This window comes from Micromonospora mangrovicola (assembly GCF_047200535.1).
Taxonomy (GTDB): Bacteria; Actinomycetota; Actinomycetes; order Mycobacteriales; family Micromonosporaceae; genus Micromonospora.
In genome coordinates, this window is sequence record NZ_JBJZOG010000062.1 from 1 (window position 1) to 20,174 (window position 20,174).

Consider the following 20,174-nt stretch of genomic DNA (forward strand, 5'->3'; position numbering starts at 1 on the left):
CCCGGCCCTCCGTTCGTCCGGTACGCGGGTCGGGCCGGCAACCGGCCTGCGTACCGGAATCTTCCGGTGCTGTCAGTAGCGCCAGGGGTGACCGGTGTCGTGGTACTCCTCGATCGGGACCAGCGGCACGCCGGGTGCCATCTGGTCGACGTAGAGGTGTCCCTCCAGGTGGTCGATCTCGTGGGCGACCAGCCGGGCCATCGCGTACTCGAAGGACGTGATCACGCGGCTGCCGTCCCACTGGGCGTGCTCGACGTCGATCCGCAGCGGCCGGGGCACCAGGCCGCGGTGGTCGAAGAAGGAGAGGCAGCCTTCGTACTGCTCGTCGGTCTCCGCGGCGGTGTCGACCACTCGGGGGTTGAGCAGGACGACCGGCTCGGCGGTCCGGTCGGCGGGGCGGACCAGCGCGGCGGCCCCGCCGTGCCCGAGCTGCGGCGCGGCGATGCCGACGCCCTTGGTGAACGGGTGCAGCTCGTCGAGGCGGGCCAGGACGGCGGAGAGCCGCTCGACGACCTCCCGGGCGACGCGTTCCTCGCGGGGCAGGTCGAACTGGCGGGCGGGCTGGCGGAGCAGGTCGTGGCCGCGCTGCACGATGCCGATGCCGCGCATCCGGTCGCTGGCCCGCACCCGGACGCCCGGTCCGGGGCCGTCCGGCTCGGTCTCCGGCGGCAGGCTGCGGAACCGCCACTCCATCCGGTAGCGGGCGTTCAGCGGCGGGTCCTCGGTCGCCCAGTCGAAGATCACCCGTTCGCCCCCGTCGCGTCGCTGGATCGCGGTACGCAGCGGCCCCTCAGAGGAGGAGAGTGAGGTTTCCGCCCCCCATACCTTTGGGTCGAGGTCGGCGGGGAGGTCGAGCCGGACGGCGAGATGCCGGGTGGGCAGGCGTACGGCCCGCTGGAACCAGGGCCCCCACTTGTCCGAGCCGACCCGGTACGCGTACTCGATGGTGACCCGGTCGCCGGGGTAGAGCGGGAAGCGGCCTTCGGAGTTCTCGAACAGCAGCCAGATCTCCTTGAACGCGTCCCGGTCGTGCTTGGCCCGCCAGTGCATCGGTTCCCGCGCGCTCCCGTCGTACCGGTACGCCGTCAGTTGCAGCTCGGCGAAGGTGAGCGGGTGCTCCCGGTGGTGCCGGTTGGAGCGGCCCGGGTCGTTGGGGTAGCGGTCCACGGCGACCCGGATCAGGTAGCGGGTGACCGGTTCGGTGCCGGCGTTGTACAGCTCGCGCCGGATGACGCAGTGGTAACCCTCGTCGGTGTAGGTGAGGTTGGCGGATTCCCGCTCGACCACGAGGCCGGTGCCGGGCGGCAGCCACTGGCCGGGGACGGCCGGCTCGCGGTGGATGCCCGCGGAGCGGCCGTGCCGGAGTTCGTCGTATTCGCGGAAGCGCTGCCAGATCGCGCCGCTGGCCTCCAGGACCGCCTCGGCCCGGCGGGCGAAGTCCTCGGTTGGCCGGTGGCGGCGCCCCTCGACGTGGCTGACGTACGACGGGTCGAAACCCATCAGGGTCGCCAACTGCTTCTTGGACAGTCCTCGGCCGGTCCGGTGGCGGGCGAGCTCGGCCGCGAACGAGTCGGCGGCACGCTCGATGGGTGAGGTCGACATCGGGCTTCCTCGTACGCGGGAGCACCATTTTCACGTTAAGTGGCCGAACGTGTACGGAAACTGCCTCGTATTCGACACTCACCTTGACAATTAAGCGGTAGACGTCGATGCTTGCGCAGCCTGCCGACTCATCCGGCGGCGTTTCCCGCCCACCCGACCGGGTAGTACGCGGCACGCGGCGACCGGTCGGCGGAGTGACCGGAACCTCACCCCACCACCCCCGGACGTGACTTCCCCCGACCGGGAGCTCTGGTTAGGCTAGCCTTAGTTGGGCCGATGAGAGACGCCGACCGGTGGGGACCACCAGACAGGGGACGGATCAAGGTGACTGCGGTGATGCCGAGGCGGGACGCCGCCGCGCCGCTCGCCCCGGTCACCGGCACGCTGCGCGCCATGTTCGGCACCGACGACCTGCCCGGGCTCGCGCCCGGCCTGCTGGTCACCGCCGGCGAGGCCCGCTGGTCCCCGGCGACCCGGCTGATCGACGGCACGCTGCTGCCCGAGTTCCTCCGCGCGGCAACCCGGCGCTTCGGGGGCACGCCGCACGCCTGCGCCGCGCTGGCCTGGAAGTCGTACAGCTACTGGACGGCACTGCCGGCGGTGCTCGGCTGGGCCTCGGCCCGGCGGGTGCCGCTGCTCGACCCGGCCGACGTCCTGGTCCACTTCGAGGACCACCACCAACTGCTCACCCTGGGCCTGCGCGGGTCGACCACGGTCGCCGTGCTGCCCGGTGATCCGCTGGCGCTGGCCGGCCACCCCGACGTACGGGTGGTCGCCGACGAGGCGGCGCTGCTCGGCGCGCTGCGCGCCTCGCTGCTCGACGCCCACTTCGCGCCGCTGATCGCGGCGATCCAGACCGAGGTGCGGCTCGGCACCCGTACGCTGCTCGGCTCGGTCGCCTCGGGCATCTCGCACGGCATCCTGCGCGCCTCGGACGCCCTGCCCGGCTCCGCCGCCGGGACGATCGGGACGTTGCTGGACACGCTCGACCTGGCCGACCTGGTGGAGTTGGTGCCCGGCCCGGCCGGCGAGCCGACCGTGCAGCGGCGCACCTGCTGCCTGGCCTTCACCCTGCCCCGGCCGAAGATCTGCCAGGGCTGCTGCCTCCGCCCGTCCTGATCCTCCCGGCCGGGATACGGCGACGTCGCTCAGTCCACCAGCGGGCGGACGTCCCAGAGCCAGACCCCGCCGGTGAACGTCGGCTCGATCCCGGTCAGCGCGGTCATTCCCCGCCGCAGCGCGTCCGCGCGCCGCAGCCGGGAGTCGAGGATCACCGCACCGGCCCGCCAGTAGCGCAGGTCGTCGACCGCGGCCACCCGGTCCTGCGGGGTGATCGGCGGCACCCCGTCGGTCGTCCGGATGGTGGTGAAGAAGGTGCTGGTGGGCCGGGGCGGGGCGGTGAAGAGCGCCACCCGGCCCTCGCCGGGCCGGGTGTCCGGGTAGAGGAAGTAGCCCCGTGCCAGCGGCATGCCCAGCCGGGTCTCGGCGGACCAGCGCAGCGGGTCGGGGTAGGTGGTGTCGGGCAGCGGCAGGGTCACGATGCTGTGCCCGTCGGCCACGTACGGCCGCCAGGCCCCGGAGGTGACGAAGACCGGGGTCGGGTCGAGGCGTACCGAGGGCAGGGGGGTGGGCAGGATCGGCAGCAGCGCCATGGTCAGCACGGTGACGGTGGCGAACCGGATCCGCGGCCGGGCGGCCGGGTGTCGCCGGGCCAGTCGCCGGATGTGCTCCACGCCCAGGGCGAGCAGGATCCCGACGATCGGGGTGAGCGCGAGCGACCAGCGGGTGGGCACCACCGAGTGCAGGATCGGCAGCTTCTCCAGCACCGCCCACGGCGCGGGGATGCCGGTGTCGTGCCCGTCGAAACGGATCTCCCGACCGAGCGAGAAGACGGCGAAGAGCAGGCCGGCGCCGCCCAGGGCGAGCGCCACGACGTTCCGCCGCAGCCACCAGATCAGCGCCACCACCAGGACGGCGAGCGGCCAGCCGAAGAAGGCGTTCTCCTCGGTGGCGTTCTTGGCCAGCCACACGCTGCCCCGGGCGTCTCCGGCGAGGGACTCGCGGGACCAGGCCACGAACGACGCGAGATCGGTGCGGTAGCCCCGGATCAGCTGGGACAGCCCCTGGTAGGCGCCGGGCCCGAAGAACTGCACGTACAGCGGATAGGCCAGCAACGCCACGGAGAGGACGGCGGCCACCGCGAGCCCGGCGCAGAACGGCCGGGCCGCCCGGCGCAGCTCGGGCCGTGCGACGGCGAGCGCGAGCACGACCACGCCCAGCCCGATCGCCGTCATCAGCAGGATCTCCAGGTTGAGGAAGGCCTGCCAGACGATCACCAGGGCGAGCAGCACGCCGTTGCGCAGCCAGCGGCCCGGTTCGGCCAGGCGCAGCGTCCGCCAGACGATCAACGGCACCACGAACTGGCTGACGATGTTGGGGTGGGCGTTGGCGTGCGAGACCATCGCCGGCGCGAAGGCGCAGAACCCGGCGCCGAGCCAGGCGGGCCCCCGCGCGCCGATCACCACCCGGGAAAGGACGAAGTACCACACGATGCCGGTGGCGGCCATGCCGAGGGTGAGAAAGGCCAGGAATGCCCACCGGGGGCCGAACACGACGGTGACGGGCGTCATTGGCAATGAAATGGATAATACGGACGTATTTGCCATCAGATTGACACCGTCCGGCACATTCATCCGGTCGGTGAGGAACGGATTGGCGAATTGCGTCACCACCCGCGCACCGTGTGCCATCATCCACTCGAACTGTGCCTGGTCCGACCGGTTGTCCCGCACCCCGGCGGCCGGGTTCGCCCAGAACCGTGCGGTGACCCAGAAGGCGAGCAGCACGAAGCTGAGCAGGGCGGCGAGGTCGATCCACCGCCCGCGCGCCGGCCCGGCGCCCTCGTCGGACGCGCCCTCGGCGGCGTCGACGGCGTCCGAATAAGGAGTAGTCATGGCAATTCAGAGCGTAGTCAGGGTATGGCGGGGCCGTGCAGATTTCTGGGCACTGGCGTACTATGTGCCGGGTTCGCCGACCGCGGATCGCGTGCCCTCCCCCGACCACAATTCGGCCACCCCCCGGTGCCCCGATTTCCCCATCGCCCATCCAGATGGTTGACTCTGTCGGTCCAGGCGCGGGTCAGTCATATCGTGAGGAATCGACGCATGGCAGAGATCACTGGGGATCAGCGCGTCCAGTCGGAGGTGCTCGAGGGGCTGGCGACGGCGGTCAACCACCGCCGGTGGTTCGTCGAGCTGGCCGTGCCCTACCTCGGTGACAACCCAATCGAGATCGGCAGCGGCCTGGGCGACTACGCCCTGGAGTGGTCCGAGCACCTGCCCCGGATCACCGCCACCGAGGCGGACCCGGACCGGCTGATCCGGCTCAAGGAGCGACTGGCCGACCGCCCCGCCATCGAGGTCCGGCAGATGCTGCTGCCGCACTCCGAGCGCGGCGATTACAGCGCGGCCGTGTCGTACAACGTGCTGGAGCACATCGACGACCACGTGGGCGCGCTGCGCAGCATGCGCGACCTGGTCCGGCCGGGTGGCGCGGTGATCATCATCGTGCCGGCGTTCCAGTTCGCGATGAGCCCGGCGGACATCGCCACCGGCCACGTCCGGCGCTACACCAAGAAGACGCTCGCCGCGGCGATGACCGAGGCCGGGCTCACCGTGGAGAAGATCCACTACGCGAACGCGCTCGGCCTGATCGGCTACTTCATGGCCACCAAGGTCTTCCGGCTGATGCCGAAGGAGGGCCCGATGGTGAAGATCTACGACACCCTGGTCCTGCCCGCCACCAAGGCGGCCGAGCAGGCCGTCCGGCCGCCGTTCGGCCAGTCCGTCTTCGCGGTCGCCCGCGTCCCCGCCTGACCGGGTACGAGGAAGGGCCCCCGGATCCCGGGGGCCCTTCCTCGCACCCGGTCACTCCTTGATCTGGTACGTCGGGCGGATGACCGCCCGGGCCAGGGTGTGGAAGGCCAGGTTGAAGCCGACGAAGGCTGGGCTGGCCTCCTTGCCGACGTCGAGGCGCTCCACGTCCACCGCGTGCACCGCGAAGACGTACCGGTGCGGGCGGTCGCCGGGCGGCGGGGCAGCGCCGCCGTAGCCGGTGTCGCCGTAGTCGTTGCGGATGCTGAAGGCGCCGCCCAGGTCACTCTCCTTCACCCCGCCGGGCAGCTCGGTCATCGAGGCGGGCACGTCCACCAGCACCCAGTGCCAGAAGCCGCTGCCGGTCGGGGCGTCCGGGTCGAAGCAGGTGACCACGAAGCTCTTGGTCTCGTCCGGGAAGCCCGACCAGGACAGCTGCGGGGAGACGTTCTCACCGCCGGCGCTGCCGTGCGCGTACCGCGCGTCCATCGGCTCACCGTTGTGCACGTCGTCACTCGTCAGGGTGAACGACGGCACCGTCGGCAGCAGCTCGTACGGGTCCGGGGCGATTGGTCGTTCCAGGGTCATCGAGCGGTCCTTCCGGGTGCGCGCGGAATCCTGCGTCCTTTCATACCCCCTGTACCGCCTCGAACGAACCGAAAGCGGCCGTGTCGACGGAACGGCGGCCGCGTGCGCGGTGATGGCGTGGGACCGATCGCCCCCTACTGCGGGGTGGTGGTGTTGATGTAGTTGATTCCGTCGCGGTAGATGCCGTCCACGGCGCGGCGCACATCCGCCACGGTTACCGCCTTGCCAGCCACCGAGTAGATCCAGTTGACCTGCATGTTCCAGGTTCGTTCGCTGGCGAAGGGCAGGTCGACGAGCCAGGTGTTGAGGTGGATGCCCATGGGCGCGCGGGGGAAGGTGTTGCCGCTGCTGCGAAAGATCGGTCGGCCGTCGAGGCCGCCGTTGGGCTGGCAGCTCTCTGTTGGCGGCAATCCTGCTCGCCATGCGCCAACTCGCAGACGCGGATCTCGTCGTCCTCATGCTGACGATCATTCTCATCACCGGGTCCACCGGCGCCTAGGTGGCATCGCGTCAGCGACACCGCAAAGACCGTCGCATCGCGGGCGACTGACACTTCTCTGAACTGCAGCCGGAAACGAGCCAGGGCGCGCGCCTGCTTGCGGAGGGTGTGGGATTCGAACCCACGAAGACATCGCTGCCTTACCGGTTTTCAAGACCAGCGCCATCGGCCACTAGGCGAACCCTCCCGGACGCGCCCCGAGGGGTACGCGACCGTGCATAGTCTGCCACGGACCGCACTCCGGGCGGGCCGGCGTCCCACCCCCACTGTCAGGACGGGCTCGCGCGGGAGTCGCCGGCAGTGGTGCTGATCAGCGGAATCATGGCGGCCGGCCAGTCCACAGTGGCCGGGTAGCTGGCCCGGCGGCTGCCCCGGTCGGTGCACCTGCGCGATGATGTGTTCCGCCGGATGATCATCGGCGGGCGGGCGGATCCGGCACCGGCCGCTCGCGGTGGCGGTGCTCGCACCCCGCGCGGACGTGCTCGCCGCCCGCGAGCGGCGCCGGCCCAAGCAGGGGTACGGCGGCTGGCCGGTCGCCGACCTGGACGCCGAGTTCCGGGCCGACCCGCCCCGGATCCGGCTCTGGCTGGACAGTTCGGCGCAGACGCCGGCGGAGACGGTGGACGAGATCCTGACCCGGACGTGGACGGAGGGGCGGATCGGGTAAGACTGGGCCATGCACGCGATGACGATCCCGAAACCCGGCGGACCCGAGGCCCTCGTCTGGTCGGAGGTGCCCGACCCGGAGCCCGGCCCCGGCGAGGTGCTCGTCGAGGTGCGGGCCAGTGCGGTGAACCGGGCGGACCTGCTGCAACGGCAGGGGCAGTACCCGCCGCCGCCGGGCGCGCCCGCGTACCCGGGACTGGAGTGTTCCGGGGTGGTCGCCGCGCTGGGGCCCGGGGTGAGCGGTTGGGCGGTCGGCGACGAGGTCTGCGCGCTGCTGGCCGGCGGCGGGTACGCCGAGCGGGTGGCCGTGCCGGCCGGGCAGCTGCTGCCGGTGCCGGCGGGGGTCGACCTGGTGGACGCCGCGGCGCTGCCGGAGGTGGCCTGCACGGTCTGGTCGAACGTGGTCCAGCTCGCCCGGCTGGCCCGGGGCGAGACGCTGCTGGTGCACGGCGGTGGCAGCGGGATCGGCACGTTCGCCGTTCAGCTCGGCGTGGCGCTCGGCGCGACGGTGGTGGTGACCGCCCGTTCGGCGAAGCACGAGCGGCTGCGTGAGCTGGGCGCCGCGCACGCCATCGACTACCGGGAGCAGGACTTCGTCGAGGAGGTCCGCCGGGTCACCGACGGCCGGGGCGCGGACGTGATCCTCGACATCATGGGTGCCGCGTACCTGCCCCGGAACGTGGCGGCGCTGGCCACCGGCGGCCGGCTGGTGGTGATCGGCATGCAGGGCGGCCGCAAGGGGGAGCTGGACCTGGGCATGCTGCTCGCGAAGCGGGCCTCGGTCCACGCGACGGCGCTGCGGTCCCGCCCGCTCGACGAGAAGGCGGAGATCGTCCGGGGCGTACGCGAGCAGGTGTGGCCGCTGGTCGAGGCGGGCACGGTCCGCCCGATCGTGCACGCGCGGGCGAAGCTGGCCGACGCCGCCGACGCCCACCGCCTGGTGGAGACGAACGACCACGTGGGCAAGGTGCTGCTGGTCCGGTGACCGGTCAGGCCGCGTCGCCGTCCGGCTCCGCCGGCCGGGGCAGCATCAGCCGGGCACCCGGCCCTTCGGTGGCCAGCGAGTCGCCCGGGTTGTAGAGGGTGCAGCGCTGCAACGACAGGCAGCCGCAACCGATGCAGCCGTCCAGGTCGTCGCGGAGCCTGCCGAGCAGCCGGATCTTCTCGTCCAGCCGCTCCCGCCAGGCCCGGGACAGGGCGGCCCAGTCGTCCGGCGTGGGCGTACGCGAGGACGGCAGGGAGTCCAGCGCCTCCTTGATCTCCTCCAGCGAGACGCCGACCTGCTGGGAGATCCGGACGAACGCCACCCGGCGCAGCTCGCTGCGGGCGTACCGACGCTGGTTGCCGCCGGTGCGCTCGGCCTGGAGCAGTCCGAGTCGCTCGTAGTAGCGCAGCGCGGAGGGGGCCACCCCGCTGCGCGCGGAGAGCTGTCCGATGGTGAGTGCTTCGTGCATCACAGGGCCTTGAGTTGAAGTGCGCTTCAACTTCGAGACTATCCGCATGACGACGACGACCGCCACCGACCCCGCCCTGCTGGCGGCACTGCTGGACCGGGTTCGCGCCGGACGCGAGTTCGGCGCGAACGTGTACTCGACGCTGGACGTGCTCCGGGTGCTCTACGACCGGGTGCTCCGGATCACCCCCGAGACGGTCGACGACCCGGACCGGGACCGCTTCCTGCTCTCCAAGGGGCACGCCGTCGCCGGCTACTACGCGCTGCTCGCCGCGAAGGGCTTCGTGCCGGCGGAGTGGCTGGACGACCAGGGCGGCCCGGACAGCCGCCTCGGCGACCACCCGGACCGGCTGCGGGTGCCGGGGGTGGAGATCGGGTCCGGATCGCTGGGGCACGGCCTCGGGTTGGGCGTCGGCACCGCGCTCGGCCTGCGCGCCCAGGGCCGCCCCGATCCCCGGGTCTACGTGCTGCTCGGCGACGCCGAACTGGACGAGGGTTCCAACCACGAGGCGATCGCCTACGCGGGAGCGACCGGCCTGGGCAACCTCACCGCGATCGTGCTGGACAACCGGTCCGCGAGCCACGGCTGGCCGGGCGGCGCGGCCAGCCGGTTCACCGTCAACGGGTGGACCGCCGCGGCCGTCGACGGCCGCGACCACGGAGCCCTGCACGCCGCCCTCACCGGGCACGACCAGCACCGGCCGCACGTCGTCGTCGCGGTCGTCACCGACAACGGGGAGTGACCATGCGCGACACCTTCGTGACCACCGCCACCGCCTTCCTGGACGATCCGCGGACCGCCGTCGTGCTGGCCGACATCTCCGCCGCCGCGTTCGCCCCGGCCGCGGAACGTCACCCCGACCGGGTGCTCAACGTCGGCATCCGGGAGCAGCTCATGGTGGGCGTGGCCGGCGGGCTGGCGCTGACCGGGCTGCGGCCGATCGTGCACAGCTACGCGCCGTTCCTGGTGGAGCGGGCGTACGAGCAACTCAAGCTGGACCTCGACCACCAGGGGGTCGGGGCGGTACTGGTGAGCGTCGGCGCGTCGTACGACCGGGCGGCGGCGGGGAGGACCCACCTCGGGCCCGCCGACGTGGCACTCATCGACACGCTGCGCGACTGGACGGTGCACGTCCCGGGTCACCGGGACGAGGTGCCCGGGGTGCTGCGCGGCGTGGTGCACGGCCGGCAGGACTCGGCGTACGTGCGGCTCTCCACCCGCGGCAACCGGACCGCGTACCCGGACGCGGACGGCCTGCGGGTGGTCCGGGACGCCGGGCCGGGGGCGCCGCTGCTGGTGGCGGTCGGGCCGCTGCTGGACCAGGCGCTCGCCGCGGTCGCCGATCGGCCGGTCACCGTGGCGTACACCCGCCGGCCGCGACCGTTCGACACCGCCGGGCTGCGGGCCCTGGCGGGCACCGAGGTGATCCTGGTCGAGCCGTACCTGGCGGGCACCTCGGCCCGGGTGGTCGGCGAGGCGCTGGCCGACCGGCCGCACCGCCTGCTCAGCCTCGGCGTGGGCCGTACGGACCTGCGCCGTTACGGCGCGCCGGAGGACCACGACCGCTGGCACGGCCTGGACGCCGCCGGGCTACGCCGCTCGGTCGACGCGTTCCTGTCCCCGGCGGGCTGAGACGGGAGGGACGGCGTCAGCGGGTGACCGGGCGGCGGCGGGCGCGCTCGCGGGCCAGGATCCAGATCGCCTCGACGCCGTCCTTCCAGGTGATCTTCTTGCCCTCCTCGCGGCCCCGGGCGCGGTAGCTGATCGGCACCTCGTACGGGCGGATCCGCTGGCGCAGCAGCTTGCCGGTGACCTCGGCCTCCATGCCGAAGCCGCGGGACCGGATCTCGAGCGAGCGGTACAGCTCCAGCGGCATCAGCTTGAAGCAGGTCTCCAGGTCACCGATGTAGGAGTTGTAGAGCACGTTCGCCACGGTGGTGACGCCCTTGTTGCCGATCACGTACCAGAAGCTGTAGGCGCTGTGGCTGCCGAAGGTCCGATTTCCGTAGACGACCTTCGCCCGGCCGTCGAGCACCGGCTCCAGCAGCTTCGGGATGTCCTGCGGGTCGTACTCGAGGTCGGCGTCGAGGATGACCATGTACTCACCCTCGGCGTTGTCGACGGCGGTCTTGATCGCCGCGCCCTTGCCCGCGTTGCGCTGGTGGGAGATGACCCGCAGCCGCTGGTCGTCCACCCGGTCGAGGACCTCGGCCGTGCCGTCCCGGCTGCCGTCATCGACAACGACGAGCTCGATCTCGCACGGGTAGTCCACCGCCAATGCCTGCTTGAGGGCATCCGCTATGCGTTCTTCCTCGTTGTAGACCGGCATGAGGATCGAGAGCTTCACGGGTTCTCCACGGTGGCGACGGTAAGTCGCCCTAGCGTAACCTGGCTGGTCCTCGCACCGGTGAGTGCAGCGCCCTGAGCTTTGTCAAGGTCCTCCCGCAGGCGGATGTGAACGAGGGCGGCCGCCCTTTGGAACGGCCGCCCTCGTCGCCTCACTGCTGCTTGAACGGGACCACGATCAGCCGGGCCACACCGCCGTCGCCGTCCTTGGTGCCGGCCACGCCGACCGTCGTACCGACCTTGATGTCGCTGGACTGCACCGTGGTACGCCGCTCGATCACCCGCAGCTGCTCGTCGAACGTCCAGGTCATGGTGAAGCCGTCGGAGCTCTTGACGGTCACCGACTTGTCGTCGATGGCGGTCACCTGGCCGCGCTGCACGGCGACGGTCTTCGTGCCGCCGTCCTTGGTCTGCACCACGACCTCGCCGTGCAGGGTGTTCTTCCGCAGCAGCACCCGGGCCCGGTGCCGCTTGCGCCACTCCTGCCCCTTCTCGCCCCGCTTGTCCTGCGGGCCGGCCTGCTCCCCGGCCGAGGCCGACGGGGCCGGGGCGGCGACCGGAGCCACGTCCAGGTCGGCGGCCTCGAAGCCCATCGCGGCGAGCGCCTGGCCGTCCGCACCCATGGCGGCGGCCACCTCGACCGCGGTCTCCTTCGCCGCCTCCTGCGCGACCTGGGCGGGCCCGCATCCGGCGAGACCGAGCGCGGCCGCCGCGAACAGCGCGGTGACGCCGGTGACGATTCCCTGACGTGCCATCAGTTGTCCTCTCTCGTCCGTGGTGACCACAGCCTCCCCCGCGCCGGCGAGCGGAGCGTCAGGTCGATGTTCGGGTCAGGTAAGGATCGGCGGGCAGCCGGACGGTGAAGGCCGCGCCGCCCTCCGGTGCGTGCCCGGCGGTGATCTCCCCGCCGAGCCGGCGGACCAGCCCGGCCGCCAGCGCCAGGCCCAGCCCGCTGCCGACCTTGCGCACCCCGCGGTACCGCTGGTGCAACGCGCCGCGCTCGAACGCCACCGCCAGGTCGTCGTCGGTGAAGCCGGGGCCGCCGTCGCGGACCTCCACCACACCCCCGGCGACCGGGCCCGCGCCGGCCGGCCGGACCGCGAGCACCACCGGCGCCCCCGGGGGTACGACCCGCAGCGCGTTCTCCAGCAGCCCGTCCACCACCTGCCGGATCCGCCCCGGGTCGGTGTACGCGGGCACCGGCCCGTCCGGCGTCTCCACCCGGAACGACACCCCCACCGCCGCGCACCGGTCGGACCAGGTCCGCTCCGCGTCGGCGGCGAGCCGGGTCAGGTCGACCGGTCCCGGCTCCAGCGGGAAGTCGGCGGCCTCCAGCCGGGCCAGCGCGAGCAGGTCGCTGACCAGCCGGTCCAGGTGCTCGGCCTCGGCCAGCATGGTCCGACCGGTGCCCGGCACCCCGTCCGCGTCGATCACCCCGTCGGCGAGCGCCTCGGCGTACCCCCGGATGGCGGTGAGCGGGGTGCGCAGCTCGTGCGAGACGGAGAGCAGGAACTCCCGCTGCCGCCCCTCGCTGGTGGCCAGCGCGGCGGCCAGCCCGTTGAGGGCGTACGCCAGGTCGGCCACCTCGTCGGGCGGCTCGACCGGCACCCGCACCGCCCGGTCCCCGGCCCGCAGCCGGGCGGCGGCGGTGGCGGCGACCCGGATCGGCCGGGCCAGCCGGCGGGCCAGCAGCAGGCCGGCGCCCACCCCGGCGGCGAGCCCGGCGAGCAACGGCAGCCAGAGGCTGAGCAGCACCTGCCGCCACGGGCCCCTGCTGGCGGCCCGGGTCAGCACCACGCCGTCGCCGCCGGTGAGCGCCCGCCCCTCGACCAGGGTCCGCCGCCCGTCGACCAGCCGCCGGCCGGAGACGACCCCGCCGGCCGCGACCCGGTTCACCACCTGGCGGGGCAGGCCGGGGCGGTCCACCTGGCCGGCGCGGATGAGGTACACCTCGATGTTCTGCTGCCGTAGCTGGCGGATCAGCCGGTCGCCGGCGCTGTCCCGCTGACGGACCGCGCGGACGCGCAGCACGTCGGCGGCGAGCCGGGCCTGGGCGGCCAGCGCCGCCTGGTCGCGCCGCTCGGCACCGCGTACCGCCAGGGGGACTGCGACGAGCGCGGTGACCAGCACCGACACCAGCGCCACCGCGCAGGTGACCAGCACCGCCCGGGCGGTCAGGGTGTGCGTGAGGCGCCGCCGGGGCAGCGGGGAGGCCGGCCGCGGGCCGATCACCGGCAGCGCGACGGTGGGTTCGTGCGGCCGGGCCGCCCCGGACGGCGGCCAGGGCCCGGGCGGCGCGGTGGGCTCAGGCATCGGCCGCGTACCCCACGCCACGGTGGGTGCGGATCACGCTGGCCGGGCCGAGCTTGGCCCGGACCTGCGCCACGTGCACGTCCACGGTCCGGGTGCCCGCGTGCGCGGCGTACCCCCAGACCCCGGCGAGCAGCTCCTCCCGGGTGAAGACCCGGCCGGGCCGGGCCATCAGGTGGGCGAGCAGGTCGAACTCGGTGGAGGTGAGCTGGACCGGGGTGCCGGCGGCGCTGACCGTCCGGCGGGCCGGGTCGAGGGTGACCGGGCCGACCACCCGGGGCTGCTCGGCCCCGGCCGGCGCGCCGGCCGTGCGACGCAGCACCGCCCGCACCCGGGCGACCAGTTCGCGCGGGCTGAACGGCTTGGTCACGTAGTCGTCGGCACCCAGTTCCAGGCCCACGATCCGGTCGACCTCGTCGTCCCGGGCGGTGAGGAAGATGACCGGCGTCCAGTCGCCGGCCTCGCGCAGTTTGCGGCAGATCTCGGTACCGGCCAGGCCGGGCAGCGCGATGTCGAGGACGCAGGCCACCGGGCGCAGTCGCCGCGCGGCGGCTAGGCCGGCCACCCCGTCCCGTTCCAGGTGTACGCCGAAGCCGTCCCGGGTCAGGTAGAGCCGGACCAGGTCGGCGATGGCCGGCTCGTCCTCCACCACGAGGACGAGTCCGCGCTGGGCGCTGTCGGTCACCGGCCCATGATTACCGACCGGCGGCTGCGCGGGACGTCAGGGGAGTGTTCGGATTCGGTAAGAGCCCGCGCGGGCTCCAGGCCGGTCAGCGCACCGGCGCCGGGCGGAACACGGCCGGGCGGGCGAAGGCGGACGACTCGCCGATGGTGGCGACCAGCCGCTCGGCGGGCGTCCGGAGCCGGGTCCGGAAGGCGTGGTTGAGGAGGGCGTCGAGCTGCCACACCTGCTTCGGGTGGTGGGTGCGGATGAGGAACCGCTCGCGCACCCCGTCGATCGCGGTGGCCGCCAGCTCGACGCACTGCGAGCGCGCGTCGGGGCTCCAGGTGACGTTGCTCAGCTCGCGCAGTTCGGTGTTCAGGTGCAGCCGCAGCCGGTGCAGCACCCGGGTCTGCCGGGTCACCACCAGGCGGCGGTGGGTGAGGAGCATCAGGTACTCACCGCCGACCGGGTGGTCCGGGCGGCTGCACCGGGTGACCAGGATGGTGGCGTCGCCGGTGCCGACGCAGCGGCGGAAGATCGGTATGTGCCGACTGACGGTCTGGGTCGCCAGGCCGGTCTCGGCGGCGGCCGGAAGGAACGTTCGCGAGAACACGTCCATGCCCTGTGCAACGACCACTGACCAGGCGTGATATGGGTCACTCGCAGGTTTTAGAAATTCCACGAATGCAAATCGCACGCGCAGTGCGACGTTGCGCCCGGGTCGGGCCGGCCGCTCAACGTGGTGCCGTTGTCCCCGTACAGCCACAGCCGGCCGCGGAAAGGCTCCCGGCAGACCCCCTCGGCCCAGTCGTCGCGATGACGTGGACCAACCGGGGGACCGGCACCGGGGCCACGTCGAGGTAGTCGCGGTCGATGTTGATGGTGATGCCGCCGTACGTCTCGTCGTGCGGGCCGACGTGCTGCTTCATCCGCCGCTTAGGCGACCAGTAGTCGGCCGGGAGGACCGGGTCGTCGACCGTCGCCACGTTGTCCCAGCGGGCGAAGTGCAGGTAGTCGGGGCGGACGTAGCCGGCCGTTCCGTACGCGGCGACCTGGTCGGGCACGCCGCGCGCCATGCTGCTGTAGAAGCCGGAGAGGTAAGCCCGCTCGTGCAGGCGCATGGTCCAGGCACTCATGAACGTGTTGACCGCCGTGGTGCAGGCGGCATCCCCGCCGGAGTAGTCCTCCATGTCGTAGACCAGCACGCTCCCCCGGGGCAGGCCGAGGTTCCGCGCCTGGAGGACGGCGTCGTCGGCCTGGGACCGCCCCTGAGCGGCGGCCTGCGCCGGGTCGATCCTGGCCTTGCTCGTCGCCAGGCAGGGCGCCTGCAGTCCGACGTACATCGGCACGAGGTGCCAGCCGGCCGCGACCTGCGCGGCGACCCAGTCGGCGGTGAGGTTGGGCTGGGCGCAGCCCCGGTCCACCCCACCGAAGTAGATGGTGACCGCCCGGAAGGGCGACGAGGCCCGCCATGCCTGCATGGCGGTGCTGCTCGGCGCGGTGCAGGCGTCGAAGCCGAGGCCGGTGTAGGTGCCGGGCTGCGGCCCGACGGCCGCCTGGGCGGGGGCGGCGGTGACGGCGAGCGCGGCGCCCGCGCCGACGACGGCAGCGGCCGTGGCGGCCAGCGTCCGCCGGGCCGCACGGCGCAGCCCGGCCAGCGAGAAGGTGGATGTCATGAGTCCCCGAATCTGTCCCAGTACGGAAGACCGGCGGCGGACGCCTGGCGTCACTCGCTCTCACCGGCCCAACGATTCTTGACAGATGAACGTCGTTCTGTCGAGACCCGAGCGGAATCTCGTTCCTTTCGGGTCAGTTCTCCAGCCGACGCGGGGACTGCCCGTGCGGGCCGGTCCACGCGACCGGTCGGCCGTCCAGGGCCGGCGGGAACCGGGCCGGACCGTCCGGAATCGACAGTCCCTCGACGAACTCCGAAAACACCCCCGACCGCCGCCACCGTCGGCCGGACCGGCCGGCCGACGGTGGCGATCAGGCCGGGCTCAGAGCAGTTCGACGATGGTCGCGTTGGCCATCCCGCCGCCCTCGCACATGGTCTGCAGGCCGTAGCGGATCCCGTTGTCCCGCATGTGCTGGAGCATGGTGGTCATGATCCGGGCGCCGGATCCGCCGAGCGGGTGGCCGAGGGCGATCGCCCCGCCGCGCGGGTTCAGCCGCTCCGGGTCCGCCTCGGTCTCGGCCAGCCAGGCCAGCGGCACCGGGGCGAACGCCTCGTTCACCTCGTACACCCCGATCTCCTCGATGCCCAGCCCCGCGCGGCGCAGCGCCTTGGCGGTGGCCGGAATGGGGGCGGTGAGCATGGTGACCGGGTCGTCGGCGGCGACCACGGCGGTGTGCACGCGGGCCAGCGGGCGCAGGCCGTGCCGGCTCGCCCACTCGCTGGTGGTGACCGCGAGCGCCGCGGCACCGTCGGAGATCTGCGACGCCGACCCGGCGGTGACCACGCCGTCGGCCTTGAACGGGGTGGCCAGCTCGCCGAGCTTGACCAGCGAGGTGTCCCGGCGGATGCCCTCGTCGGCGCTGAACTTGCCGCCGTCGGCCAGGGCCACCGGGGCCAGCTCGGGATCGAACGCGCCGGCATCCTGGGCGGCGGCGGCCTTCTCGTGACTGGCCAGCGCGAACTCGTCGAGCTGGGTACGCGAGAACCGCCAGCGCCGGGCGATCAGCTCGGCGCCGACGCCCTGGTTGAACGGGAGCGGGCTGTCCTCGGCGACACCCTCGACGCCCCGGTAGCGCTCGAGGATGGCGGGGCTGAACGGCAGGCCACCGGCGACGCTGGAACCCATCGGCACCCGGGTCATCGACTCGACGCCACCGGCGACCACCAGGTCGGCCTGGCCGGACAGCACGGTGGCAGCGGCGAAGTGCAGCGCCTGCTGGCTCGATCCGCACTGCCGGTCGAGCGTGGTGCCGGGGACCGACTCCGGCCAGCCGGCGGCCAGCACGGCGTTGCGGGCGACGTTCCACGACTGCTCGCCGACCTGGGAGACGCAGCCCCAGACCACGTCGTCGACCTGGGCGGGATCGATGCCGGTCCGCTCGGCGAGGGCACGCAGCACGTGGGCCGAGAGGTCGACCGGGTGCACGCCGGCAAGGCTGCCCTTGCGCCGCCCGACGGGGGTGCGTACCGCACCGACGATGACCGCGTCACTCATATTTACTCCCGGGTAACTTGGGCTGTCCCGATCCTACGTCCTGAGCCGGCCGGTCGTCCTCCCCCGTCCCGCCGGCCACCGCCGCGACCGGCGGGGCGGCTGGCATGCTGGGGCGGTGCCTCCACAGCCGCCCCCGGCCCGCCAGTGGCGGGTGCCGACGGTCCTGCCGGCCGCCAAGTCGGCCGCCGCGCTCGTCCTGATCGCGCTGGGCCTGCTCTTCGCCGGCGGCGACCTGGTCCCGGTCGTGCTCGCCGGGCTCGCCGCCGCCGCGCTGCTCGGCTGGGCGGCACGGGACGTGGTCGCGCCGGTCCGGCTGGCGGTCGACGCGGAGGGGATCACGGTGATCCAGGGTTTCGCCGGCCGGCGGCGGCTGCCCTGGCCGGCCGTGGAGGCGATCCGGGTGGAACGGCGTACCCGGCGCGGGTTGACCGCCGAGACGCTGGAGGTCGACGCGGGCGAGTCACTGCACCTGTTCGGCCGGTACGACCTGGACGCGCCACCGGAGGAGGTCGCCGAGGCGCTGCGCGCCGCCCGCGCCGCCGCCGCCCGCTGACGGCGGATCCGCCGCCGGGCCGGGCGCCGCGGTCAGCCGGCCAGCATGGCGGTGCGGACCAGCACCAGGCCGAGCAGCACCAGCGCGATGATCGTGCCGCCCGCCGCCTGGAACAGGGTCCGTCGCATCCGCGGCGCGTACGCCAGGACCAGCGCCATCAGCGCGCCGGTGACCAGGCCGCCCAGGTGGCCGGCGATCGAGATGCCGGGCACGGTGAAGGTGAAGACCAGATTGATCACCAGGATCGGCAATATCGCCGAGGTGTCCCGGCCCAGCCGGCGCATGATCACGAAGATCGCGGCGAAGAGGCCGAAGATGGCGGTCGACGCGCCGACGGTGCTGGAGTTCTGCGGGCTGAACAGATAGGCGGCGACGTTGCCGCCGAGCCCGGCGATCAGATAGAGCGCGAGGAAGCGCAGCGGGCCGAGCACCGCCTCCAGCGTCCGGCCGAGCACCCAGAGCGCCCACATGTTGAGCAGCAGGTGCACCAGGCCGTAGTGCAGGAACATCGCGGTGATCAGGCGGTACCACTCGCCGGCGGCGATGCCGTGGAGCGGGCCGAAGGGAACGTACGAGGCGTAGGCGAGCACGCCGCCCCACCGGGTCAGTGGGGTCGAACCGCCGAGCAGGCCGCCGAGGCCACCGCCGGCGACCGCGGTCCCGCTCCGGGCCAAGACGATGGAGAGGAGCATGACCAGCACGTTCAGGGCGATCAGCGTTTTGGTGACGTAGCCCTGGCGGCCGGCGGCACCGCCCCCGAAGGCGGTACGCGCCGGCCGCACGCTGCGGCGTCCCTCGCTGACGCACTCCGGGCACTGGTGCCCGACGGAGGCCTCCCGCATGCACTCGGGACAGATCGGCCGGTCACACCTGGTGCACCGGACGTACGTCGCCCGATCGGGGTGCCGGTAGCAGACCGGTGCGGTCGGCACCGGCCCGTTCGTGGCGTCACCTGCCTGCCCGGAGCGCTCGGTCATGCGAGCAAAGGTACCCGGGACCGCTCAGGCCGGCTTGTGCTCGATCTCGACGCGCTCGATGACCACGTCCTGCAGCGGCCGGTCGCTCGGGCCGGTCGGGGTGTTCGCGATCGAGTCCACGACCTTGGCCGACTGCTCGTCCGCGACCTGGCCGAAGATGGTGTGCCGGTTGTTCAGGTGCGGCGTCGGGGAGACGGTGATGAAGAACTGCGAGCCGTTGGTGCCCGGCCCGGCGTTCGCCATCGCCAGCAGGTACGGCCGGTCGAAGCGCAGCTCCGGGTGGAACTCGTCGCCGAACTTGTAGCCCGGTCCACCGCGTCCGGTGCCGGTCGGGTCGCCCATCTGGACCATGAAGCCGCTGATCACGCGGTGCGAGATGGTGCCGTTGTAGTACGGCCCGCTGCCCGGCTGGCCGGTGCGCGGGTCGGTGTACTCCCTGGTGCCCTCGGCCAGCTCGACGAAGTTGCGCACGGTCTTCGGCGCGTGGTTCGGGAAGAGCTCCAGCCGGATCGGGCCAGCGTTGGTGTGCAAGGTGGCGTAGACAGCCTCGGCCACGGGTACTCCTCACTTGTTGGTCAGTTCCATGCGGATCCTCCCATGTGCCCGATCTGGCCATGCGGAGGCATCCAAAGGTGGAGGATGGCGAAGGAACAACTCCCAGGAGGTGGGACCGTGTTTGGAATCGGGCGGCGCAAGACCCGGGGGCAGCTCGCAAAGGCCGAGCTCAACCAGGGCATCGGTCACCTGAGGCAGGCCGCGACGCACGCGGCGAAGGGTGCCGGCGCCACGGTCGGCCCGCGGGTTCAGGCAGCCCGGGGCGCTGTCGCGCCCACCGCGATCATGGTCCGGGACCGGGCATCGACCGGGGTCGCCTCGACGGCGGCGGCGCTCGCGCCGCTGCTCATGGCCATGCGCAACGCGCAGGCCGAGGCCGCGGCCAAGAGCGTGAAGGGTCGTAAGGCAGCCGCCGCCAAGCAGGCCGCCGTGTCGAAGAAGGTCAAGGCCAAGAACATGAAGATCGCCAGGAAGAAGCAGAAGAAGTCGCGCGGCATGATGGCCGGACTGCTGGCCGCCGGCACCGTCGCCGGCCTGGCCGGGGCGATGGCCATGCGCCGCCGCCGCGAGCAGCTGGAATGGACCGAGTACGACCCGACCGGCAAGCTGGAGCCGATGCGCGAGGACGTGGACACCATCGTGGTGGAGACCCCCGACCCGACCGCCAAGGTGACCCAGTCCGGTCCCGGCGCCTCGGCGGTGGCCGGGAACGGCGGCGCGTCGACCGCCAAGGCGAGCAGCCAGCCGGCGATCCAGCCGACCGACAAGGTCCCCTCGGTCGCCGAAGGTGCGCGGGACGTCTCCGGCCGTCCGGCCGACGACGTCACCAAGGCGCTGAACACCGAGAAGAACGCGGCCAGGGCCAGCGGCCGCCGCTGACCCGGCGGTCCGCGGAGAGCGCCGGCGCGTGGGGGTACA

Annotated in this window: 22 protein-coding genes and 1 tRNA gene; 8 read left to right on the forward strand and 15 right to left on the reverse strand. The window is 72.8% G+C overall.

Annotation, left to right across the window (positions count from 1 at the left end; all coding sequences use genetic code 11):
* Positions 1-72 precede the first annotated feature (72 nt).
* On the reverse strand, positions 73-1,602 hold the full coding sequence (locus ACL02O_RS22500; protein ID WP_412820106.1) for a peptide deformylase: 1,530 nt from the start codon (positions 1,600-1,602) through the stop codon (positions 73-75).
* A gap of 336 nt (positions 1,603-1,938) precedes the next feature.
* On the opposite strand from ACL02O_RS22500, the gene ACL02O_RS22505 reads away from it, so the two are divergent.
* Positions 1,939-2,721, forward strand: coding sequence for a hypothetical protein (locus ACL02O_RS22505; RefSeq protein ID WP_412820107.1), 783 nt, complete (start codon positions 1,939-1,941; stop codon positions 2,719-2,721).
* Between the two features lie 29 nt (positions 2,722-2,750).
* Here ACL02O_RS22505 and ACL02O_RS22510 read toward each other — a convergent pair whose 3' ends face one another.
* Positions 2,751-4,556 carry a hypothetical protein gene (locus ACL02O_RS22510; RefSeq protein WP_412820108.1) on the reverse strand — a complete coding sequence of 602 codons (1,806 nt, stop codon included), beginning with the start codon at positions 4,554-4,556 and terminating at the stop codon, positions 2,751-2,753.
* A gap of 210 nt (positions 4,557-4,766) precedes the next feature.
* Between ACL02O_RS22510 and ACL02O_RS22515 the strand changes: the two genes are divergently transcribed.
* The gene (locus ACL02O_RS22515) at positions 4,767-5,477 is read left to right on the forward strand and encodes a class I SAM-dependent methyltransferase (protein ID WP_412820109.1); all 711 of its coding nucleotides are present in this window, start codon (positions 4,767-4,769) and stop codon (positions 5,475-5,477) included.
* A 51-nt stretch (positions 5,478-5,528) separates the two neighbouring features.
* Here the strand turns inward: ACL02O_RS22515 and ACL02O_RS22520 are convergent, their stop codons facing one another.
* From ACL02O_RS22520 to ACL02O_RS22530, 3 genes are all read right to left on the reverse strand, one after another.
* Positions 5,529-6,062 carry a YbhB/YbcL family Raf kinase inhibitor-like protein gene (locus tag ACL02O_RS22520; RefSeq protein WP_412820110.1) on the reverse strand — a complete coding sequence of 178 codons (534 nt, stop codon included), beginning with the start codon at positions 6,060-6,062 and terminating at the stop codon, positions 5,529-5,531.
* A 134-nt stretch (positions 6,063-6,196) separates the two neighbouring features.
* The gene (locus tag ACL02O_RS22525) at positions 6,197-6,472 is read right to left on the reverse strand and encodes a hypothetical protein (protein ID WP_412820111.1); all 276 of its coding nucleotides are present in this window, start codon (positions 6,470-6,472) and stop codon (positions 6,197-6,199) included.
* A 189-nt stretch (positions 6,473-6,661) separates the two neighbouring features.
* Positions 6,662-6,748: transfer RNA gene (locus ACL02O_RS22530), tRNA-Ser, on the reverse strand.
* Positions 6,749-7,018: 270 nt separating this feature from the next.
* Here ACL02O_RS22530 and ACL02O_RS22535 point away from each other — a divergent pair.
* Together ACL02O_RS22535 and ACL02O_RS22540 are read left to right on the forward strand one after the other, a co-directional pair.
* Complete coding sequence (locus ACL02O_RS22535; RefSeq protein WP_412820112.1) at positions 7,019-7,228, forward strand: hypothetical protein; 210 nt, start codon at positions 7,019-7,021, stop codon at positions 7,226-7,228.
* Between the two features lie 9 nt (positions 7,229-7,237).
* Entirely contained in the window at positions 7,238-8,212 is a 975-nt protein-coding gene (locus tag ACL02O_RS22540; RefSeq protein WP_412820113.1) for an NAD(P)H-quinone oxidoreductase, read from the forward strand.
* A 4-nt stretch (positions 8,213-8,216) separates the two neighbouring features.
* Here ACL02O_RS22540 and soxR read toward each other — a convergent pair whose 3' ends face one another.
* A complete protein-coding gene (gene soxR, locus ACL02O_RS22545) occupies positions 8,217-8,681 on the reverse strand; it encodes a redox-sensitive transcriptional activator SoxR (RefSeq protein ID WP_412820114.1) in 465 nt (154 codons plus the stop codon).
* A gap of 46 nt (positions 8,682-8,727) precedes the next feature.
* On the opposite strand from soxR, the gene ACL02O_RS22550 reads away from it, so the two are divergent.
* Together ACL02O_RS22550 and ACL02O_RS22555 are read left to right on the forward strand one after the other, a co-directional pair.
* Positions 8,728-9,423: a transketolase gene (locus tag ACL02O_RS22550; RefSeq protein ID WP_412820115.1), complete on the forward strand. Its 696-nt coding sequence runs from the start codon at positions 8,728-8,730 to the stop codon at positions 9,421-9,423.
* Positions 9,424-9,425: 2 nt separating this feature from the next.
* Positions 9,426-10,313, forward strand: coding sequence for a transketolase family protein (locus ACL02O_RS22555; RefSeq protein WP_412820116.1), 888 nt, complete (start codon positions 9,426-9,428; stop codon positions 10,311-10,313).
* A gap of 16 nt (positions 10,314-10,329) precedes the next feature.
* Here the strand turns inward: ACL02O_RS22555 and ACL02O_RS22560 are convergent, their stop codons facing one another.
* The 7 genes from ACL02O_RS22560 to ACL02O_RS22590 all read right to left on the reverse strand — a co-directional run bounded on the left by ACL02O_RS22560 (position 10,330) and on the right by ACL02O_RS22590 (position 17,171).
* On the reverse strand, positions 10,330-11,028 hold the full coding sequence (locus ACL02O_RS22560) for a glycosyltransferase family 2 protein (protein WP_412820117.1): 699 nt from the start codon (positions 11,026-11,028) through the stop codon (positions 10,330-10,332).
* A 151-nt stretch (positions 11,029-11,179) separates the two neighbouring features.
* Positions 11,180-11,782: a hypothetical protein gene (locus tag ACL02O_RS22565; protein ID WP_412820118.1), complete on the reverse strand. Its 603-nt coding sequence runs from the start codon at positions 11,780-11,782 to the stop codon at positions 11,180-11,182.
* A 58-nt stretch (positions 11,783-11,840) separates the two neighbouring features.
* Positions 11,841-13,340 carry a sensor histidine kinase gene (locus ACL02O_RS22570; RefSeq protein WP_412820119.1) on the reverse strand — a complete coding sequence of 500 codons (1,500 nt, stop codon included), beginning with the start codon at positions 13,338-13,340 and terminating at the stop codon, positions 11,841-11,843.
* Positions 13,333-14,022, reverse strand: a complete 690-nt coding sequence (locus tag ACL02O_RS22575) for a response regulator (protein ID WP_412820120.1) — start codon at positions 14,020-14,022, stop codon at positions 13,333-13,335. Before ACL02O_RS22575 ends, ACL02O_RS22570 begins: the two co-directional genes overlap by 8 nt.
* 85 nt (positions 14,023-14,107) lie before the next feature.
* A complete protein-coding gene (locus ACL02O_RS22580) occupies positions 14,108-14,620 on the reverse strand; it encodes a hypothetical protein (protein WP_412820142.1) in 513 nt (170 codons plus the stop codon).
* A gap of 115 nt (positions 14,621-14,735) precedes the next feature.
* The gene (locus ACL02O_RS22585) at positions 14,736-15,677 is read right to left on the reverse strand and encodes a DUF1906 domain-containing protein (RefSeq protein WP_412820121.1); all 942 of its coding nucleotides are present in this window, start codon (positions 15,675-15,677) and stop codon (positions 14,736-14,738) included.
* Positions 15,678-15,998: 321 nt separating this feature from the next.
* Positions 15,999-17,171, reverse strand: a complete 1,173-nt coding sequence (locus ACL02O_RS22590; protein WP_412820122.1) for a thiolase family protein — start codon at positions 17,169-17,171, stop codon at positions 15,999-16,001.
* A 115-nt stretch (positions 17,172-17,286) separates the two neighbouring features.
* Between ACL02O_RS22590 and ACL02O_RS22595 the strand changes: the two genes are divergently transcribed.
* A complete protein-coding gene (locus tag ACL02O_RS22595) occupies positions 17,287-17,724 on the forward strand; it encodes a PH domain-containing protein (protein ID WP_412820123.1) in 438 nt (145 codons plus the stop codon).
* 32 nt (positions 17,725-17,756) lie between these two features.
* Here ACL02O_RS22595 and ACL02O_RS22600 read toward each other — a convergent pair whose 3' ends face one another.
* The gene (locus tag ACL02O_RS22600) at positions 17,757-18,701 is read right to left on the reverse strand and encodes a rhomboid family intramembrane serine protease (RefSeq protein WP_412820124.1); all 945 of its coding nucleotides are present in this window, start codon (positions 18,699-18,701) and stop codon (positions 17,757-17,759) included.
* Between the two features lie 24 nt (positions 18,702-18,725).
* Positions 18,726-19,256, reverse strand: a complete 531-nt coding sequence (locus ACL02O_RS22605; RefSeq protein WP_412820125.1) for a peptidylprolyl isomerase — start codon at positions 19,254-19,256, stop codon at positions 18,726-18,728.
* An 84-nt stretch (positions 19,257-19,340) separates the two neighbouring features.
* Between ACL02O_RS22605 and ACL02O_RS22610 the strand changes: the two genes are divergently transcribed.
* Positions 19,341-20,135: a hypothetical protein gene (locus ACL02O_RS22610; RefSeq protein ID WP_412820126.1), complete on the forward strand. Its 795-nt coding sequence runs from the start codon at positions 19,341-19,343 to the stop codon at positions 20,133-20,135.
* The last annotated feature ends 39 nt before the right edge of the window (positions 20,136-20,174 follow it).

Bases quoted from the DNA above. Each gene is read 5' to 3' on its own strand.
- ACL02O_RS22520 (WP_412820110.1), bottom strand. From the start codon at position 6,062: ATGACCCTGGAACGACCAATCGCCCCGGACCCGTACGAGCTGCTGCCG.
- ACL02O_RS22590 (WP_412820122.1), bottom strand. From the start codon at position 17,171: ATGAGTGACGCGGTCATCGTCGGTGCGGTACGCACCCCCGTCGGGCGG.
- ACL02O_RS22515 (WP_412820109.1), top strand. From the start codon at position 4,767: ATGGCAGAGATCACTGGGGATCAGCGCGTCCAGTCGGAGGTGCTCGAG.
- ACL02O_RS22600 (WP_412820124.1), bottom strand. From the start codon at position 18,701: ATGACCGAGCGCTCCGGGCAGGCAGGTGACGCCACGAACGGGCCGGTG.
- ACL02O_RS22570 (WP_412820119.1), bottom strand. From the start codon at position 13,340: ATGCCTGAGCCCACCGCGCCGCCCGGGCCCTGGCCGCCGTCCGGGGCG.
- ACL02O_RS22510 (WP_412820108.1), bottom strand. From the start codon at position 4,556: ATGACTACTCCTTATTCGGACGCCGTCGACGCCGCCGAGGGCGCGTCC.
- ACL02O_RS22505 (WP_412820107.1), top strand. From the start codon at position 1,939: ATGCCGAGGCGGGACGCCGCCGCGCCGCTCGCCCCGGTCACCGGCACG.
- soxR (WP_412820114.1), bottom strand. From the start codon at position 8,681: ATGCACGAAGCACTCACCATCGGACAGCTCTCCGCGCGCAGCGGGGTG.
- ACL02O_RS22610 (WP_412820126.1), top strand. From the start codon at position 19,341: ATGGCGAAGGAACAACTCCCAGGAGGTGGGACCGTGTTTGGAATCGGG.
- ACL02O_RS22540 (WP_412820113.1), top strand. From the start codon at position 7,238: ATGCACGCGATGACGATCCCGAAACCCGGCGGACCCGAGGCCCTCGTC.
- ACL02O_RS22500 (WP_412820106.1), bottom strand. From the start codon at position 1,602: ATGTCGACCTCACCCATCGAGCGTGCCGCCGACTCGTTCGCGGCCGAG.
- ACL02O_RS22585 (WP_412820121.1), bottom strand. From the start codon at position 15,677: ATGACATCCACCTTCTCGCTGGCCGGGCTGCGCCGTGCGGCCCGGCGG.
- ACL02O_RS22580 (WP_412820142.1), bottom strand. From the start codon at position 14,620: ATGGACGTGTTCTCGCGAACGTTCCTTCCGGCCGCCGCCGAGACCGGC.
- ACL02O_RS22550 (WP_412820115.1), top strand. From the start codon at position 8,728: ATGACGACGACGACCGCCACCGACCCCGCCCTGCTGGCGGCACTGCTG.
- ACL02O_RS22565 (WP_412820118.1), bottom strand. From the start codon at position 11,782: ATGGCACGTCAGGGAATCGTCACCGGCGTCACCGCGCTGTTCGCGGCG.
- ACL02O_RS22555 (WP_412820116.1), top strand. From the start codon at position 9,426: ATGCGCGACACCTTCGTGACCACCGCCACCGCCTTCCTGGACGATCCG.